The following is a 16319-nucleotide window of genomic DNA, read 5'->3' as shown; positions in this document are numbered from 1 at the left end:
TCACCTCAGATACTTGGTTCGGGCCTGGCGCATGGCGTGCGCAATGGCAATGACACCCTGCCACTCGATCACACCAACCTCCACGGGGGTGGCGGTTTCGTCGGGGCCGATGAACATCGTCATCGAGTCGTCTTGCACAAAATGGCGGACAGGGAAACGGAGCGCATGGAGCATCGCCTCGTCCGAGACGCCGTGCCGGTGGGCGCTGTTGAGGATGATCGGCTCCGGCTCCATTTCGCATGGTTACTTGGCGCAAGAGAACTTGCCAAGCCGCTACGAGAGGCAGCCACGGCAGGACTTGCGGGTGCGGGTGCGGGTGCCGATGGGGGCGTGTCCGGTTGCCGTGTTTACAGCAAGTGGCAGTCAGTGGGTGGGTGCGCGGCTTCGTTCAGATGGTGAGCCAGGTCGTCCCGGAGCCGAGGCCAGACGGTCTCTTCCAGCACCGCCACGCCGCGGTCGGCGAGGGCGGGAGCCAACTCGGCGTCCCACAGAGCGGCAGTGACCCGGCCTACTCCGGCGCCATGGCCGGCGACGGCGCTCAGGTAATCGGCGGTGCTCATCCGCCACGGGATCACGCCGCAGAGGTCGATCAGGTGGGCGGCGATCCGGAGGCCTTCGCCGTCAAGATCGCCGTGGTAGCAGGCGTCTGCACCGGCGGCGCGGAGCTGTGCGATCAGTTCGGTGACGGCGGCCGAGGGCCAGCCGGCCCCACACAGCAGGGGTGGTGCCCGGCGTCCGAACTCGCGGACGGCAAGCGCCACCACAGCTGGGTTCTCCACCACGAACACGCGGTCGGCGTTCCAGGCCTCAACGCCTTGCCGCACCTGGGCCAAGGTCAGCGAGACCGCCTCACCGGCGTCCGCGGCCAGTCGGCACAGTCGCGCCGTCGTCGAATCGCCGGACGGTCGCAGCCCGGCCACCAGGACGGTCGACGACAGTTCGTCGTCCCGCACCCCGACCGAACGCCACAGTGCGCGGCGCCCGGCGGCGTCCACCGGGCGGTCGACACCCTGGGCGGCGGCGATCGCGGCGACGACGTGCGATCCGAGAGCGGTGCCGGCATCGAGGGCATGGGTGTCGTTCACCAGACGTCCGGCGAGCATCGGCAGCAACTCGTCGGCGACCGGCAGTTCGGCCAGCACCGTCAGCACCTGCTCCAGCAAGGCACGAGTCGCGGACGTTCCGCCGCGGGTGCCGAGCCGGACGACGCCGTCCGCCCATTCGTCGAGTTCGGGCCGCTGCCGCAGGTAGGGGTGCCCGAGCCACCACCCCCACAATTCGGCGCGTTGCCCGGCAGCGACCCGTTTGGCCTCGGTCGGGTCGAGAAACGGACCGAACCGGGCGGTCAGATAGTCGCGCAAGGTCAGGCCGGACGCCTGCTCGACCGCCGCCGCCAACCCGCGTGGGCCGTCCAGCTGGACCCGGACCACCTCACCCGGACGCGCGGCCGACCCGAGCAGATCGGCCAGCGCATCGCGTTGCGCCGGCTCAGGCAACGTGACTCGGAACGAACGAGCCGCCGGATCGCGGGACAGCCTCGCGTGCGCGGTGGCGAGCACGGCATCGAGGTGGTCCTCCCAACTCACAGCAGCATGCCTTCGTCCATCGGGTCTTCGAGCAGCTCGGTGCCGGTCCAGACGAACCGGGTGCTGGTCACCGCGTCGTCATCAGGGTCGGTGGCCAGGGCATGGATGGCGATGCCGTCGACCTGCGGATAGGCCGCCCATTCGTGATCGGAGGTGAGCAGCAGATCGAAGTCGAGGTCGGTGAGCAGGCCGAAGATCTGACCGCGGTTCGCGGTGTCGATGCCGACGAAGACCTCGTCGAGCAGAATCAGCCGCGGTGAACCGGGCGTGGCTTCGTAGTGCGCGGCCAGAGCCGCGAACAGCGGCAGGTGCAGGGCGATCGCCTTCTCACCGCCGGACAGCGCGCTGTGCACCTGTTTGGTGAGCGGCTTCCATTCGGCCGACTCGCCCCGTGCCATCTGGACGCGGAACCGATGCCAGTCGGTGTAGTCGAAGACCTTCGCCAACTGCTGTGCCCAGGGCAGCCCGTCGTCGGCCTCGCGAGCCCGTTTGATCCGTTCGTCGAGGAACTGGACGAGTGCTGCCTCGTCGGCCTCGGACAACCTGTCGGGCGTTGTCAACAGCAATTCACGGGCCCGTGCCAGGGAATCGCCCTCGTCGCGGCGCACCTCCCAGACCAGCCGGACGCGCACTTCGGACGACGTGCGCACCAACGCCAGCCGGTTGTTCATCGACGTGATCAGGTCGCCGGCGTCGCGGATCCGGCTGGACAGGTGGCGGCGGGTGTCGCCGGTCAGGATGCGCCGGAACAGGGCCAGTTCGTGCTCGGTGATCTCGTCACTGGTGCGGACGCGTTCCAGGGCGACGGCGTCCAGCAGCCGGCGGACCGAGGTGCGGCGTCCCCCATGGATGGCCGAGGCGACGATGATGTCCCGGTCGGAGTTGAGTTCGAGCTGTGCGCGGTCGGCCAGGACGGCTTCGGCCTGCCGCACCTGTTCGGTCATCCGGCTGTTGAGCTCGGCCAGCCCGGTGCGTTCGGCCTTCACCGTGCGTAGCACCTGTCGAGCCTGGTCGAGAGTGGGGCGGACCCGCTCGGCGTCCACGTCGAACGGCTCGTCGAGGTCGAGATCGTCGGCCAGCAGGGTGCCCATCACCCAGCCGAACGCCTCCAGTGCGGCGTCGCGCTCGTTGGCCGCGTTGCGGTAGGCCGCCTCGGCCGTCTCCAGCCGGACAGCCAGTTCGGTGGCCTTCCGATCGGCGATCTGGAAGGCGTCCTCGGCCCGGCGCCTGATCGTCAGCTGGGTGCCGAGTTCGGCGTCCAACTCCTGAATCCGGCGCAGCACCTCGCGGAACTCGGCACCCCTGGTGGCGTCGAGTTCGGCCAACTCGGCCTCCAGCCGGCGGGCCTCGGTCTGGTCGGCGTCGGCACGCTCGCGAAGCTGCTCGGCCGCGTCGGCGTCCGCCTCGGCGCGCTGGGTGCTGCGCAGCAACGCGCGCACGACGTCCAGGTAACTGGCGATCTGGCGACGCAGATCGGACGTCCGGCGCAGCAGCTCATCGATGCGGCGGCGCAGCTCGGTGAGGTCACCGTGCTGCACGGGCAGCCGCGAGCCGGCGGCAGCGACCTCTACTTCCCGCCACCGGGTCGCCACCGCGGCCTCCGCCGCGGTGCGCGCGGCGACCGCCTCGGCATGGTCGTGCTCCCGGTTCTGCACCGTCGTCTCGGCCCCGCTGACCGAGTGCGCCGCAGCCCGCAATCGTGCTTCGGACGGCAGGGCGCGAGCCTCGTCCTGTGCCCGCTTGGCGAGCGAACGGAGTTCGGCGACCTCGGCGTCGATCGCGGCGAGCTGGTCGTCCAGGGCGGCGAGCCGCTCAGTCAACTCGGCCAGACGCTGTCGCCGGTGCCGCTCGCGAGCCTCGGCACCGATGAACTGCGCGGCCGGTTTCGCCCACCGGCCGTGCTGGACGCCGAACCGCCATCGACCATCGGTGCCGACCCACGGGCCCGCGTCCGACCCGGCATCGTCACCGGCCTGATGCAGCCCGATCGCGGCGAGCAGCCGGGCCACCACCTGGTCCGGCACCGGTTGGTCGGCGGTGTCGGGACGCAGGATCGTTCCCAGCCGGGTACCCACCGATCGTGGCTCGGGCTGGTGCGGCGGTGCCACGCCCAGCACCACGTCGTGACCGTCCAGTCGGACCGCGCCGTCGGGGAAGACCCAGGCGTCCAGCAGGCCGCTGGCCTGTAATGCCGCCTCGAGGCCGGCGAGTGCGGTGGGATCGACGCCGGCCGCGGCGTCCACCAGTCGCCACAGTGGTGCACCCTCGGACGGCGGCTCGTCGCGCCAACCGGATCGTGGCGGTTCGGCGGTGGTCGCCGCCTCCAGCCGGACGCGTTCGGCCTCGGTGGCGTCCCGTTCTGCCTGGACGCCCTGCCGATTGACGGTCAGCTCCCCGGTACGCTGCGCCGTCCGCTGCCTGACCTGGCCGACCGCGGTCTGCACCAACTCGGACAACGACAGAGCCTCATCGGACGCCCCGGCGCCGGTGACCGCGTCCCGCAGCGCGTCGAGTGCCGCCTCAACGGCCCCGCGATCGATGTTCAGCGTCCTAGCGGTCTCCAGCCAGGCAACGACGGCGGTGTCGTGCCGTTCGACCTCGTCGTTCAGCCGCTGGAGAGCCTGGGCGTGCGTCGCGCGGGCCTCATCGAGCCGCTGGTCAGCCCGATCGACTTGGGTTTCGCAGCGTCGCCGTTCCTCGACCGCCTTCTCGTGCTCGGCGAGCAGGCCGACGAGTTGTGCGATCTGGTCCAGGCGGCTGCGACCACGGGCGTCCAGCCCGTCGAGGTCGCCGGTCAACGTCGCCGGCCAGGTGTCGTTCTCGATCTCTCTCGCCATGTCGGGCGGCGGGGGAGCGGGCAGCTCCAGGTCGCCGGGCGCGACCAGCCCCTCGTCGACCGCGGAGGTTCCGACGGCCTCGATATGCCTGGCCAACGCGTCATTGCGGGTCTGAGCCCGATCCTGGTCGGCGTCAGCTTGGGCCTGGGTGTCGATGGCCCGCTGGAGCGCCACGGCAGCGTCGTCGCTGGTGCGGTCGGCGGTGGCCCGGACGTCTCTGACCCGGTGGCGCAGGTCGTCGAGGTTGCGTCCCTGCTGGTAGGCCTCGGAACGCTGCAGGGCGTCCTTCGCGCCGGCGAGTTCCTCCCCTCGGGCGGTGGCTTCGCCGGCCTCGTCGCGGGCCACCTGCGCGGCCTGCCGCTGTCGGGTCAACTCCTCCTCGCCGTTGCGGACGGTGGCCGACGCGTTGTCGAGGGCGGTGGTGGCCTGGGTGAGCGCGGTGGCATGCCGGCGGATCTCGGCGCGGGCGTAGCGTGCCACGGCGGCCACCAGGTCGCGGGCGGCGGCCTCTTGCCGGTCGAGCTGTTTGAGATGGTTGCGCTGCTGATCGAGCCGTTCGAAACCCTCGGCCAGCTCGGCGATCTGCAACTCGTCCACCGGCGGCAGCGCGCTGGAGAGCAGCCCGGAGAGCGCCTCGGGATCGAGATGTTCGGAGAGCTTCGGACGCCGCAACTGCAGCAAGGCCTGCACCAGCGTGTTGTAGCGGTCGGCGGTCATGCCGGGGAACAACCCTTCGCGCACCGCGGTGCGGTATTCGGCCGGACGGCTGAACGCCCGTCCGTTGCCGTCGAGCGCCTCCTTCAGTGCCGCGACGGTGAGCGGCGCGCCGTAGGAGTCGATGAGCGGCAGGTCGTCGCCGACCCGTGCGTCGGTGACGAAGTAGGTCGGCTCGACCCGCGTGGTGTTCTCGGAGGCCTGCAGACGCGCCCCAATCGTCACGCGTTCGTCGTTGTCACGGGCGAGTTCGAGCCAGACGAAACCGACCCGGGTGCGTCCGGTGGCACCCTCGCCCATCAGGTTCCAGTGCATGGTGCGCGAGGCGGTGCCGAACGTCGACAGCCGCGACGGCTGCGTGCTGGCGTCGAGCAGGAACGGCAGCAGCACCTCCAACGCCTTCGACTTGCCGGAACCGTTCGGCCCACGCAACAGCAGCCGGCCGTTGTCGAAGGTGAAGATCTCGTCGTAGTAGCGCCAGACGTTGGTGATGCCGGCGCGGACCGGACGCCAGCGGGTCACGATGCCTCCTCGATGGCGAACAGATCGTCCTGGGCCGGCTCGGCGGCTGGGGCGGTGGTACGGCGGGCCGGTCGGCGGGTCAGGGTCGCGGCCCGGTAGCGGGCGGCGGCCGGCCGGGCGACCACGCGTCCGTCGGCTCGGTGGACCAGGTGATGGCCGGCGAGCAGGCCGATGGCCTCGTCCGCGAGGCGTTGCGGTCCGGCGTCGTCGCGATAGCTGCGTGCCCAGGTCGGTGCGTCGTCCATCAGCGCCGCGAGTTGGGCGGTCAGTTCGTCGGTGGTCGCGCCGGTGTCGCCGGTCGTCAGCAGGTGGGTGATCAGGTGCAGCGCGGCGGCGGAGGCAGCGCCCGAGGACGGGAAGGCGTCCGGCCCGCTGACCCGATCGGGGTCGACCAGCAGGAAGCCCTCGGCCCGTTCTTCCAAGGCGAACCCGCTCAGCTCGGCGGCCTGCCGCAGGATCTTGCGCCCGGTGATCGAGCGGACGTAGTCGCGTTCGGCGACGGTCAGCTCGTCGAGGTGCACGACGGCGTCGTCGAACAGCCGGCGCAGCACCGAATGCCGGGCCCACAACGACCGTTGGACACTGCTCGGCCGTGCCGGATCGCCCTCGGACGCCGGTTGCCGGGCCGAGTTGCGGTGATCGGGGCCGTACCCGGGCTCGTCGGTGAGCGCCTCGATCGTCTCGGCGACGGTCAGGTCGTCGGCGGCGACCAGCGACGGGCCTTGCGGACAGGCCACCAGGTGGTGCACTGCGGGTGGGTGCACCCGGTACAGCACGGCGACTGCGGCGTCGTCGGCGAACACCTCGGTCTGGCCGTCGATGCGGACCACCGCGCCCCAACTCTCCAGGGCGATCAGGACGTCGACGAAGGCCCGGCGGTGCTCGTGGCGATCGGTCTGGAACCGCGGCAGCCCCTCGTCGGCGGCGCAGGCGGCGGTGACCCGCTCGGCCAGGTCGCCGATGGTGATCAGCCGGGCGTCCAGGAGTTCCGCGGCCACCACGCACAGCAGCACATAGCGCAGCCGGTCGAACGGTGCCTTGCTGGAACGCTGCCGGCGGGCCGGCCGCAGATCGTCGGACGCCACCCGATCGCCGGGCTGCTTGGCCAGCCGGACGTACCCGGCGTCGGTCTGCACCAGCAGTTCCCAGCCGAGGTAGTGCTCGAACCACTTCACGACGGCCAGGCGACGACGCCGGACCAGTTCATACAGAGCAGGGTCGGACGCCTGGGTGACCCACGGGGTGCGCAACAGTCCGCGGACCGCGCGGGCGACGTCCTCGCGCTCTTGGACGGCCAGCTGATTCTGCAGGGTGCTCATGACGATGCTTCCGCCACCACCGGGACCCGGCGGTGTGGCGCCAGAATGCTCAGTTCGTAGTCGGGGCACTCGAGCGTGCCGGTGGTGGTCCGCAGCACGGCGCGCCCGCCGTCGCCGGGAATCGTCAGGGTGACCTCGACGCGGCCGTCGGCGGACTTCGCGTGCAGCCGTCCGGCCCGCGGCGGGTTGGCGACCGCTCGGCCGAGCAGATCGAGGAAGGCGGTGAACGCGTCGGTGTTCAGGCTGGTCAGCTGCGAGATGCGGATCGGACCGTCGGTGCCGAGCGCCCGGATCGCCTGTTCGGCGGCGGCCCGTTCGGCGCGGGCCCGGGCTGCCCGCTGCGCCCGCACCTCGGCGACGTCGCGCACCCTGCTCGGGCGGGAGAATTTCTCGGTCTGTCCGGTCTCGCGGAGCAGCGCCGATACCGGCACCGGGTCGGCCTCGGCCCACGAGGCCCCGTTGGGTACGAGTTCGGGATCGGCATGGCCGAGGTGGGTGTGCCGGGCCGGATGCAGCCCGAACGCGGCCCGCCAGAGCCGGTGCAGATCGTCGTCGGCGGGTGCGGCGGCGAACAGTTGGGCGAGTCGCCGCAGATCGGCCTGGGCCGAGGACGGCCGGCGCCGGGCGGTGCGCATCCGGTCGACCACCTGCAGCAGGCTGACGATGGCGCGTCGTGCGGTCGCGCTGAGCAGCTGGGCGCGGGGCTGGACGCCGTCGGCGGGTGCGAACCAGGCCTCCAACCCGGCCCAGCGGGCGCGGGCGGCGTCCAACCACTGCGCGTCGCGCTCGTCGGGCCGGGGATGCGGCGGCAACTCTGCACCGGCCAGTGCCGCCGACAGCAGCCGGTCGAGGCCGGCTGATCGCACCCGGTCGATGCCGTGCCGAATGCGCGCCGTCCGGTCGTCGAGCCGGGTCACATAGTCGTCGAGATAGCGCACAGTGGCCTCTTTGACTTCGCCGAAGACCGTGTCGTCGACCTCGTCGGCGCGCAACAGCCGTTGAAGATCGCTGTTGAAGGTACGGACGCCGGTGCGCAAGGCGTCCAAATGGCCGGTGAGCTCTTGGAAGGCGGCGTAGCTGCGGCGCTGCTCGGTGCTGGCTTCCGACGCCGACGTCGGGTCGGCGTCGGGCAATGCCTGTGCGAGCCGGGCCAGCCGGGCAAGGGTCTCGGCGATGGCGTCGAGCACGGCCGTCTGCAGGCCGCCGGTGGATTCCAGCGCGGAAACCGCTGCCTGATGGCCGGCGAGCGCGGCCTCGCCGTTGCGGGTCAGCGAGTACTGCAGATTGCGGCGCTCGTATTCATGCGCCGTCCGGTAGTGCTCGGAGTGATTCTGGCCGGCGTCCACCAACTGCCAATTGCGCAGTTGCTGGAGCGCGGCGGTGAGCTCGGCGTCGTCCGGAGGCTGCGGCCAGCCCACGTCGAGCAGATGGGCACGGACGTCATCGAGCGCCAGCGAGGTGAGCAACTGCTCGTTCGCCTCGCCGAACGCGTACAGCAGCGCCGTGTAGAGCGGGCCCCGATCGGCACCCGCGAAGGCGAACAGATCCTCGGGCAGAAACCTGGGTTGTACCGGCATGGTCGCCTCCTTTCACCGTCGACAGGACTGTAGCCAGTGCTCCCGACAGTTTCGGAGGTGTGTCCGTTCAGACCCTGGTGAACCTCGACCCGGAGGCGGGCCCAGGCGGCTGCGGAGGCGATATCGATGACGAGGGGCTCCAATTGCGCTACCCGCTCCAGGTTTGCAGTCTGGCCACGCGATCGGCCACGGTCTGGGCGGCCAGCACCCAGCCTCGAGTTCGGCGAGCGTGATCACTGAGACACGCAGTTCGTCTGGCAGCCGATAGTACCTTGCGCACACACCGTGCGGACCTGCGCTTGAGTCCGTGTGTGTCACTCCTGGGGTGTTGAACGGACGCCGCGCAGCAGCACGCGGGCCGCCAACCTCGCCTGCTCAGGGTCGAGCCAGCCGGCGAGCCCGCGGATGACGTCCAGGGTCGGGGCAGACCACTGGTAGGCGGCCCGATCGAGGTAGGGGTCGTCGGTCTGCCAACCCAGTTCCGACAGGAAGTCGGCGGTCAGCCCGCGCAACTCGTACGGGTCGCCCTCGTCCGCGACGATCAGCAGTGTGAGCAGGCCGGCGTCCTGCTCGTGCGGTTTGCCGAGCGGCACCCGTGAGGCGATGTGGCGCAGCAGGGCGGCCGGATCGGCGGCGAGCTTGGCGCCGGCTGCGGTCACCGTGAGCCGGCCGCGGGTCTTGCGCAGCAATCCGAGGGCCGTCGCTGACGTCCGCAGAAGGTAGACGGGTTGCGTCTGGTCCTCGCGATTGCCCTTCCCGACCCACTGGTCGGCCATGCCCAGCTCGCTGTGTAGAGTCGCCACGATTTTCGGGGGCAGGTAGCCGGCGGCGGTGAGCGCGATGCCGCTGCCGACGATCTCGAGCAGGCGGCGGTATCGCCGACTGAGCGCCTCGATCTCGGCGTCCGTCGGCTCCGGACCCTTGGCGGCGCGAACGATCAGCCGGGTCAGGTCGGCCCTCGCGCGTCCCGAGGCTCGGTTCGCCAGCCGGAGGGCCAACTCACCGACGCCCGGATGCCAACCTGCCAGCGGCGGCAACTCGGGAACGGTGAACTCCTCGTTGACCTCGTCGACAGAGAACGCGTCGGGGTCGTAGCCGTCGGGTAGCCAGCCGAGCACCTGCTCGACCCAGTCGACGTCCATTCCGTCGGTGCGGCCGGCCAGCATGTCGAGCATGTCCATGTATCCAGGCACACCGCCGATGTCCTCGGGTGGGCAGGCGCGGCGTCCGCCGGTGCAGCGCGCGACCGGATCGCCGTCCGTCCACGGCTCCGTCTTCTCCAGCCGAATGGTGTGCCGCCAACTGTCGCCGAAGTCGTACTCGTAGTAGAGCCGGCTTCCGGTCTTGGCCAGCACCTCGTCGAGGCGGACGTCGGATTCGGCGATTCCCTCGTCGCCTTCGTCCAAGTCGAAATCGGTGAGGAACGGGTCGACGTTGCGACTGTGCGTGCCCGGTCCCATCACGAAGTGGTGCAGGTGGCTGTCGGTCCAGCCCATCGCTACCTGGAGGATCTCGTGCAACTGATCGAGCCGGAGATCGCTGGCGAGCTGCAGGCGTCGCCAGATCGGCGGACGGACGTGGTCGAGATCGACCCGGACGACGAACCGGACGCGTTTCGGCTTGCGCGGAAACAGCTTCGGTGTGCTGTGCGCGAGCCAGTCGAATCCGGACTGCCCGAATAGCGAAGCCAGAGCCGATTTCGGCAGGTTTGTGCCGGGGAACGGAATCAGGTTGTCGTCGGCCATGGTGGCACCTCCTTGATCGACGACGACCCTATCGGCCGGTGGCCGACAGTGCTCACCCGCGAACCGGGCGGTGCCGAACCCATGCGGAGCGGCGATAGGGTCGCGGTGTGACCGACGATCTGGACCCGTTGAGCAACTTCCGCGGGCTTGCCGCATTCAGTAGGACGGCTCCTTACAGGTACTTTCAGGACCGCCTGCGCAGGCCTCACTGGGAGATGGCGGCCAACGTGCTGGGCAAGGCACGCCGCGTGTTGGCCACCGATCCGGCGAAGGCGAGCGCCTACGTGGACACGGCGCTGCGGCTGCCCTACGACGAGATCGAGGAACAGGAACCGGCGGCACTCGAGGCGCATCTGATGCTCTACTCCCTGGTCAGCGACGTCGCCGAGGAATCCGAACAGGGCGACCCGGCCTGGCTGGACGCCGCGATCGAGGTGATGGAGGCGTCGGACCCAGCTGGACGCGCCGAGATGCGGGTGGTGCTGGACGTCATCGGGCACGACTACAAGCTGCCCGCAACCGAACTCCGCACGCTGCGGGACGCCATTGCCAGGGTCGAGCCCGGACCGACGCTGCACGACGACGACTTCCCCGCCGATCAGCTGAAGGAGCGGATCATGGCGGTGCTGGAACTCTGCCAACGCTACGACGACACGCTGGAGGAGTACTACCGCTGACGCCGGCAGGCGCGTCCGTGGTCGGTTGACGACGGCGTGGGTCGGGGCGGCTGGCGTCCGATGTCTCTATGTCTCAAACATTGCGACATCTGCCCGCGCCTCGCACTCTGGATGTCCTAATGATTGAGACATAAGGACATTGTCGTGGAAACCCTCTTCCAGCCTCCAGAACTGGGCCTCGACGATCTGGCGGTCATCGGCGAAATAGGCCAGATCCGCGAGCGCCTGGCGTCGGTGTTGCGCGTCCCCAAGCGGTGGGACGGAGGCCTTCGCCGGACGGCCCAGGCGCGCGCGATTCAGGGCTCCAACAGCATCGAGGGCTACACGGTGAGCGACCCGGACGTTGCCGCCGCGGTCGAGGACGAACCACCACTGACCGCGGACGAGCGGACCTGGGCCGAGATCATCGGCTACCGGCGGGTGCTCACCTACGTGCTCAGCGTGGCGTCCGAGCCGGGTTTCGCCATTGACGAGAGCATGCTCCGATCGATGCACTTCATGCTGTTGGAACACGAACTCGCCAAGTCGCCCCCGGCCGCTACCGCAGTACGCCGATTTATGTCCACGACGACCGTAGCGACCGCAATGTGTATGAAGGGCCCGAGCCCGAAAAGGTGGCGGAACTGGTCCGCAGCCTGGTGCGCACCTTGGGGGATATGTCCGGCGAAGCCATGGTGCAGGCCGCGATGGCGCATCTGAATCTCGTGATGATCCACCCGTTCCGGCACGGCAGTGGGCGGATGGCTCGCGCCCTGCAGACGCTGGACAGATAGCTAACTAACAGATGGACACGCTGCTATCTAACATCTGGACGCGAGTCGGGCCCGGCGGACACACGTCGCCTGCGGTAAGGGACATCGCCCGCGTTGCTACCCAGGCAACGTGTCTTTGCGCAGGCGATGTCGCTCCCGTCAGGCCTCGTCCTCCAGCGAAGTCCGCTCACACCGCCGTGCCGTCCGGACGGCAGAAGCCGAGGGAGCGATAGCCGGGCAGACGGCGGCGCAACGACGCGGCGAGGATCGGTGCCTGGGTGTCGTGGTAGTCGTGGACCTCCGCGACCTCCTTGCCGGGGAAGGGCCGGATGATCCGACCGGCGCACTGGACGAGATGCCCGTCGAACGCGATCGGCCCGGCCAGGAAGAGGGTGTCGAGAGCGGGTGCGTCGAACCCCTCACCCATGAACGGGGTGGTTCCGATGACCAGAACTCCGTCCCCGGCCTTGGTGTCCGAAAGCTCGTCGATGACAGCTCGCCGCTCAGCGACAGCCATCCCGCCCTGAAGCCGCAGAGCACGAAATCCGCGTTCGGCAAGCGCCGTCGCGAGCGTGTCGACATGCTTGACTCGCCGGGTGAGCACCACGCAGTTACGGCCCCGTCGAAGCGACTCGGCGACGTCGTCCACGATCTGGCTGTTGCGGGCGGTGTCGTCGATCAGCACGCCGAGCAGTCCGGCGTAGGCGCCGGCTCGGAGAGATCGATGTCGCCGTGGGTGAAGGCGGTGTCATGGAGATGCAGCCGTAGCAGCGGACCCGGTTCGGAGCGCAGATCAAGCAGTGTGTCCCTGTCACGTCCAGCCTCGAAAGTGTGCCGGACCGGGCCGAGCTGCCAGGTGACCAGGTCGGAGAGCCCATCGCGCCGGGTCAGGGTCGCCGTCAGACCGAGCCAGTACCGTGCGCCGATCGGCTTCACCGAGTGCTCATAGGCTGCCGCGCCGAGGTGATGACATTCGTCAACGATCACCTGGCCATACCCCGCGGTCAGATCCGCGATGTCGTCCCGCCTGGCCAGGGAGGGAAGCATGGCGATGTCGATGACGCGGGTGAGCTTCTTGCGCCCGCCCCCGAGCTGGCCGGGACGGACCCCGAGGAACCGCTCCAGCTGCCGGCGCCACTGCTCGGCGAGCGCCATGCGATCGACCAGGACAAGGGTCGACGTGCCGCGCTCGGCGATCATCGCGCAGGCCGTCACGGTCTTCCCGGACCCTGGCGGGGCGACCAGCACCCCGTCGTCCTGGGTGAGTAACTCGCCAACTGCGGACGCCTGCGCGTCCTGTAGCTCGGTGGCCAGGCTCACCTCGATCTCGACGCCGGACTGCCGTAGATCGGTGACGTCGAGCCGGGAGCCCGCGGACGCGAGCAGGTCGGCGATCGCGTGTCGCAGCGCGCGCGGCAGTACCAGCTGGTCATCGATGGTCAGGTCGTAGCCGCGAATGAAGCGCGGTGTGTCCCAGGTCGACTTGCGCAGCCGCTGCAGTTCGTAGAACTTCGGATTCGCCATGGACGCGGCGTGCTTGAACGTGGCGAGGGCGGCCGGCGTCAGCTGTTCGGTCGGGATCACCAGGCCAGCACCGAGTTCGGCTCGGACCACCGGCGGCAGCGGCGGGTTCACCTTGGTGGCGGACGAGCGCTCGATCGTCTTCACGTCCGGGCCGGTGACGCTTCGGGACGCCTCGCGCGCGAACCGAAGGATCTCGCTCGGGCTCAGCCGCGCCAGCGTGGACAGGAACGCCCACTGGTCGGGGTGTGGTTCCAGGGTGGCGAGATCGAGGAAGACGGTCAGGCCGTTGGCGCGCCGGGTGCCCTGGAGCGGGGCAGCGATCAGATTGCCGAAGCTGCCCTCGGGCACGACGTCCTGATTGGGGAACAGGCGATCGTACGAGCGTAGGTCCATCGACCCGCGCAACAGGATCGCCTCCCGGACCAGCCAGGTGCCGACCGCGCGGGCGGAGGCCGCCTGCACCGGGCCGGAAAAGAAGATCCAGACATGTGCACCTCGTCCGGACTGAGATAGCTCCAGGGCCGCGGGGATACCACGACTTCGTGCCGCCTTCGTGTAGGCGAGGGCGTCCAGCATTGCTGTCGGTCCGTCGAAGTCGGCGGCCAGCCACTGGCATTCGCTGCCTGACGAGAGCGGATAGAACCCGATGAAGACACCGCCGCTGAGGCGGGCGACCAGGACGTCGGTGGTCAACGGCAAGTAGCGGGCGTGCTTCTTGTCGATGCGACCCCAGCCGCCGGCGACCGCGGGTGACCAGCCGCTCCGTCCGGTGCGGTGATTCTCCCAGCGGAGCGCGTACACGTCGCGTCGGGCTCGAAACAGTTCGGCGTACAGCGCGAGCTTGTCGGCGATCGGGGATTCGTGCGTGACGGGGCCCGGCCGGTGCACAGGGATCGCCGGCTGCTCGTCCGCCGGAGGGGTGTCACCCCGCACCTCCAGCAACCGCGACAGCCGCGCGTTCTCCTGGCGAAGACGCTCCAGTTCCCGCAACGGGCCGCGGTTCGGACTCTCTGGTCGTCCATCGGGGCGTGGAGAGGGTGCGGGCCGGACGCGGCGGCCCGGAACGAGCTTCCCCGCAGGGGTCCGTCGTTCTGGCGGATGCCGAACTCCTCAACCTGTACGCGGCCCTCCAGCCCGACGGACCGGTCACCCCCCGAAGAAACACCGGGGCTAGCAAGAACTAACTCGGTATATCGTTTCGCTATATCGGGCTATACCTTGTTAGTGGTTGGTGAAGTGGGAGGGTCTGATGGATCCGGTTTCGAATCCGTACGCACCTGGCGCGGGGCGACCGCCCGCGGCGCTGGTCGGACGTGAGGCGCAACTCACCGCTTGGGATGTCGCACTCCGTCGCGTGCAGGCCGGACGGGACGCTCAGTCCGTCGTTCTCTATGGCTTGCGGGGCGTTGGAAAGACAGTGTTGCTCAGCCGATTCGCGCGGCTGGCGCGTGAGCGCGGCTGGATCGCGGCGCAGGTCGAGGGGAGGACGGGCGCCTCCCTTCGTGACGGAGTCGGTGAGGCGCTCCACGATGATCTTGTCGACCTGGCTCGGCCGGGTGTCGGCAAGCGGGTGCTGAAGGCGCTCAGAACGGCGCTCAGCTTCAAGGCGTCCTACGACGCCGCCGGCACATGGACATTCGGTGTTGACCTCAATGACGCGGACGGCGGGGGAGCGGATACCGGGGTGTTCGAATCGGACCTCGGCAAGCTGCTGCGTGACCTCGCCGGCGCCGCGGAAGATCGTGGAGTCGGTGTCGCCGTGCTGGTTGACGAGGCGCAGGACCTGCCGTTCGATGAACTGATTGCACTGTGCTCGATTGTCCACGCTGCGAATCAGCGTCAGGATCGCCTGGTGCTGGCGTTGGCCGGCCTGCCGAGTCTCCCTCGCAAGCTGGCCGAGGCCAAGTCCTACGCTGAGCGGCTGTTCAGCTACCACGAAGTCGGCCCGCTGGCAGACGAGGACGCCGCCGCTGCCCTCACGTCGCCGGCTGAGTCGGAGGGGGTCGGATGGGAGACTTCGGCGGTGTCGCTGATCGTGGAGGCTGCCGTTGGGTATCCCTACTTTCTGCAGCAGTTCGGCCAGGACACGTGGAGCGTTGCCGGCGGGTCGCCAGTCACTCAGCAGGACGCGCAGCTCGGGATCGCTGCTGGCCAGTTGGCGCTCGACAACGGGTTCTTCAGGATTCGTTGGGACAGGGCAACCGCGGCCGAGAAGGACTATCTGAGGGCGATGGCCGTCGATGGCGATGCCGGGAGTTCGTCCGGTGACATAGCGGCGAGGCTGGGAAAGAAGAGCCGGGCGCTCGGCCCCGTCAGAGCCAATCTGATAGCGAAGGGCCTCGTCTACTCGCCGGCGTACGGGGTTGTGGCCTACACGGTTCCAGCCATGGCGGAGTTCGTCCGTCGACAACGAGAGTGAGTGTTCTCGGGGTCGACTTGTCAGGGCGTTGGCCTCGTAGCCCATGGTCTCGCCGACTTCTCAGCTTGACACGATTGTGTAGGACCCCTACACCCTAGTCCAGGTGCACCGACAACGAGACCTGGGCCGGCCCGGTGCACCCGCACCAGGCGCTGTGGGCGTACCGCGAGAAGACCGGGATTGCGGCCAAGCTCGTGGTGGTCGGTATGACGGCGACCGGTTTCAGCATTGCTGATCCGGATGATGCCGGCATGCTCGACATTGCCGGGTTCGACGCCGCGGTGCCGAACCTGATCACGGAGTTCGCCCGTGGCTGATGCGCTGAAAGGAGGTGGCACCCCTGTCAGGGGTGCCACCTCTCGCGCGTCACGCAGTGGGGGAGTCTCGGACGCCCGGGCCGCGCGGGCACGGGAGTTGCACCGCAAGGCTCTCGAAGCGGACGAGCTGGCCGCCCGGCAGCGGGCTGAGCGGGACGCGTTGATCCGGCGGCTGCGGGAGGAAGACCCGAAACGCTGGAGCTGGGTCTGTCAACTTAACGGTGTAACTGGGTTGTGTTGTCATGCTGTTCTCGGGCTGCTGAGGCGGCCGTCGAATCGGATGTCGAATGCGTTGAGTGCTTGCTTCCATCGTTGGGTCCAGCGGGCCCG

General features: G+C 69.3%; 12 protein-coding genes. 4 read left to right on the top strand and 8 right to left on the bottom strand.

Annotated features, from left to right (window positions below; all coding sequences use genetic code 11):
* From QM619_RS08035 to QM619_RS08010, 6 genes are all read right to left on the bottom strand, one after another.
* Window positions 1–234 carry a hypothetical protein gene (locus QM619_RS08035; RefSeq protein ID WP_415106541.1) on the bottom strand — a complete coding sequence of 78 codons (234 nt, stop codon included), beginning with the start codon at window positions 232–234 and terminating at the stop codon, window positions 1–3.
* A gap of 113 nt (window positions 235–347) precedes the next feature.
* Window positions 348–1586 (bottom strand): TIGR02679 family protein, encoded by a 1239-nt coding sequence (locus QM619_RS08030; protein ID WP_415106539.1) that lies wholly within the window; start codon window positions 1584–1586, stop codon window positions 348–350.
* The gene (locus QM619_RS08025) at window positions 1583–5659 is read right to left on the bottom strand and encodes a TIGR02680 family protein (protein WP_415106536.1); all 4077 of its coding nucleotides are present in this window, start codon (window positions 5657–5659) and stop codon (window positions 1583–1585) included. The genes QM619_RS08030 and QM619_RS08025 overlap by 4 nt, the downstream gene beginning before the upstream one ends.
* Window positions 5656–6978 carry a TIGR02678 family protein gene (locus QM619_RS08020; protein ID WP_415106533.1) on the bottom strand — a complete coding sequence of 441 codons (1323 nt, stop codon included), beginning with the start codon at window positions 6976–6978 and terminating at the stop codon, window positions 5656–5658. Before QM619_RS08020 ends, QM619_RS08025 begins: the two co-directional genes overlap by 4 nt.
* The gene (locus tag QM619_RS08015) at window positions 6975–8555 is read right to left on the bottom strand and encodes a TIGR02677 family protein (protein WP_415106531.1); all 1581 of its coding nucleotides are present in this window, start codon (window positions 8553–8555) and stop codon (window positions 6975–6977) included. Before QM619_RS08015 ends, QM619_RS08020 begins: the two co-directional genes overlap by 4 nt.
* A gap of 314 nt (window positions 8556–8869) precedes the next feature.
* Window positions 8870–10300, bottom strand: coding sequence for a plasmid pRiA4b ORF-3 family protein (locus QM619_RS08010; RefSeq protein WP_415106528.1), 1431 nt, complete (start codon window positions 10298–10300; stop codon window positions 8870–8872).
* A 107-nt stretch (window positions 10301–10407) separates the two neighbouring features.
* Between QM619_RS08010 and QM619_RS08005 the strand changes: the two genes are divergently transcribed.
* Together QM619_RS08005 and QM619_RS08000 are read left to right on the top strand one after the other, a co-directional pair.
* Window positions 10408–10977, top strand: coding sequence for a hypothetical protein (locus QM619_RS08005; RefSeq protein ID WP_415106525.1), 570 nt, complete (start codon window positions 10408–10410; stop codon window positions 10975–10977).
* Window positions 10978–11462: 485 nt separating this feature from the next.
* Window positions 11463–11750 (top strand): Fic family protein, encoded by a 288-nt coding sequence (locus QM619_RS08000; protein WP_415106713.1) that lies wholly within the window; start codon window positions 11463–11465, stop codon window positions 11748–11750.
* A gap of 166 nt (window positions 11751–11916) precedes the next feature.
* Here the strand turns inward: QM619_RS08000 and QM619_RS07995 are convergent, their stop codons facing one another.
* Window positions 11917–12414, bottom strand: coding sequence for a DEAD/DEAH box helicase (locus QM619_RS07995; protein WP_415106522.1), 498 nt, complete (start codon window positions 12412–12414; stop codon window positions 11917–11919).
* A complete protein-coding gene (locus QM619_RS07990; RefSeq protein ID WP_415106519.1) occupies window positions 12408–14243 on the bottom strand; it encodes a TOTE conflict system archaeo-eukaryotic primase domain-containing protein in 1836 nt (611 codons plus the stop codon). The genes QM619_RS07995 and QM619_RS07990 overlap by 7 nt, the downstream gene beginning before the upstream one ends.
* A 259-nt stretch (window positions 14244–14502) precedes the next feature.
* On the opposite strand from QM619_RS07990, the gene QM619_RS07985 reads away from it, so the two are divergent.
* Together QM619_RS07985 and QM619_RS07980 are read left to right on the top strand one after the other, a co-directional pair.
* Window positions 14503–15672, top strand: coding sequence for an ATP-binding protein (locus tag QM619_RS07985; RefSeq protein WP_415106516.1), 1170 nt, complete (start codon window positions 14503–14505; stop codon window positions 15670–15672).
* Between the two features lie 134 nt (window positions 15673–15806).
* Window positions 15807–15989, top strand: a complete 183-nt coding sequence (locus tag QM619_RS07980) for a hypothetical protein (protein WP_415106513.1) — start codon at window positions 15807–15809, stop codon at window positions 15987–15989.
* Window positions 15990–16319 lie beyond the last annotated feature (330 nt).

The sequence above is a fragment of the Micropruina sp. genome (genome assembly GCF_047606665.1).
Taxonomy (GTDB): Bacteria; Actinomycetota; Actinomycetes; order Propionibacteriales; family Propionibacteriaceae; genus Micropruina.
The sequence above is the reverse complement of the archived record's forward strand: the minus strand, read 5'-3'. Positions and strand labels throughout refer to the sequence as shown.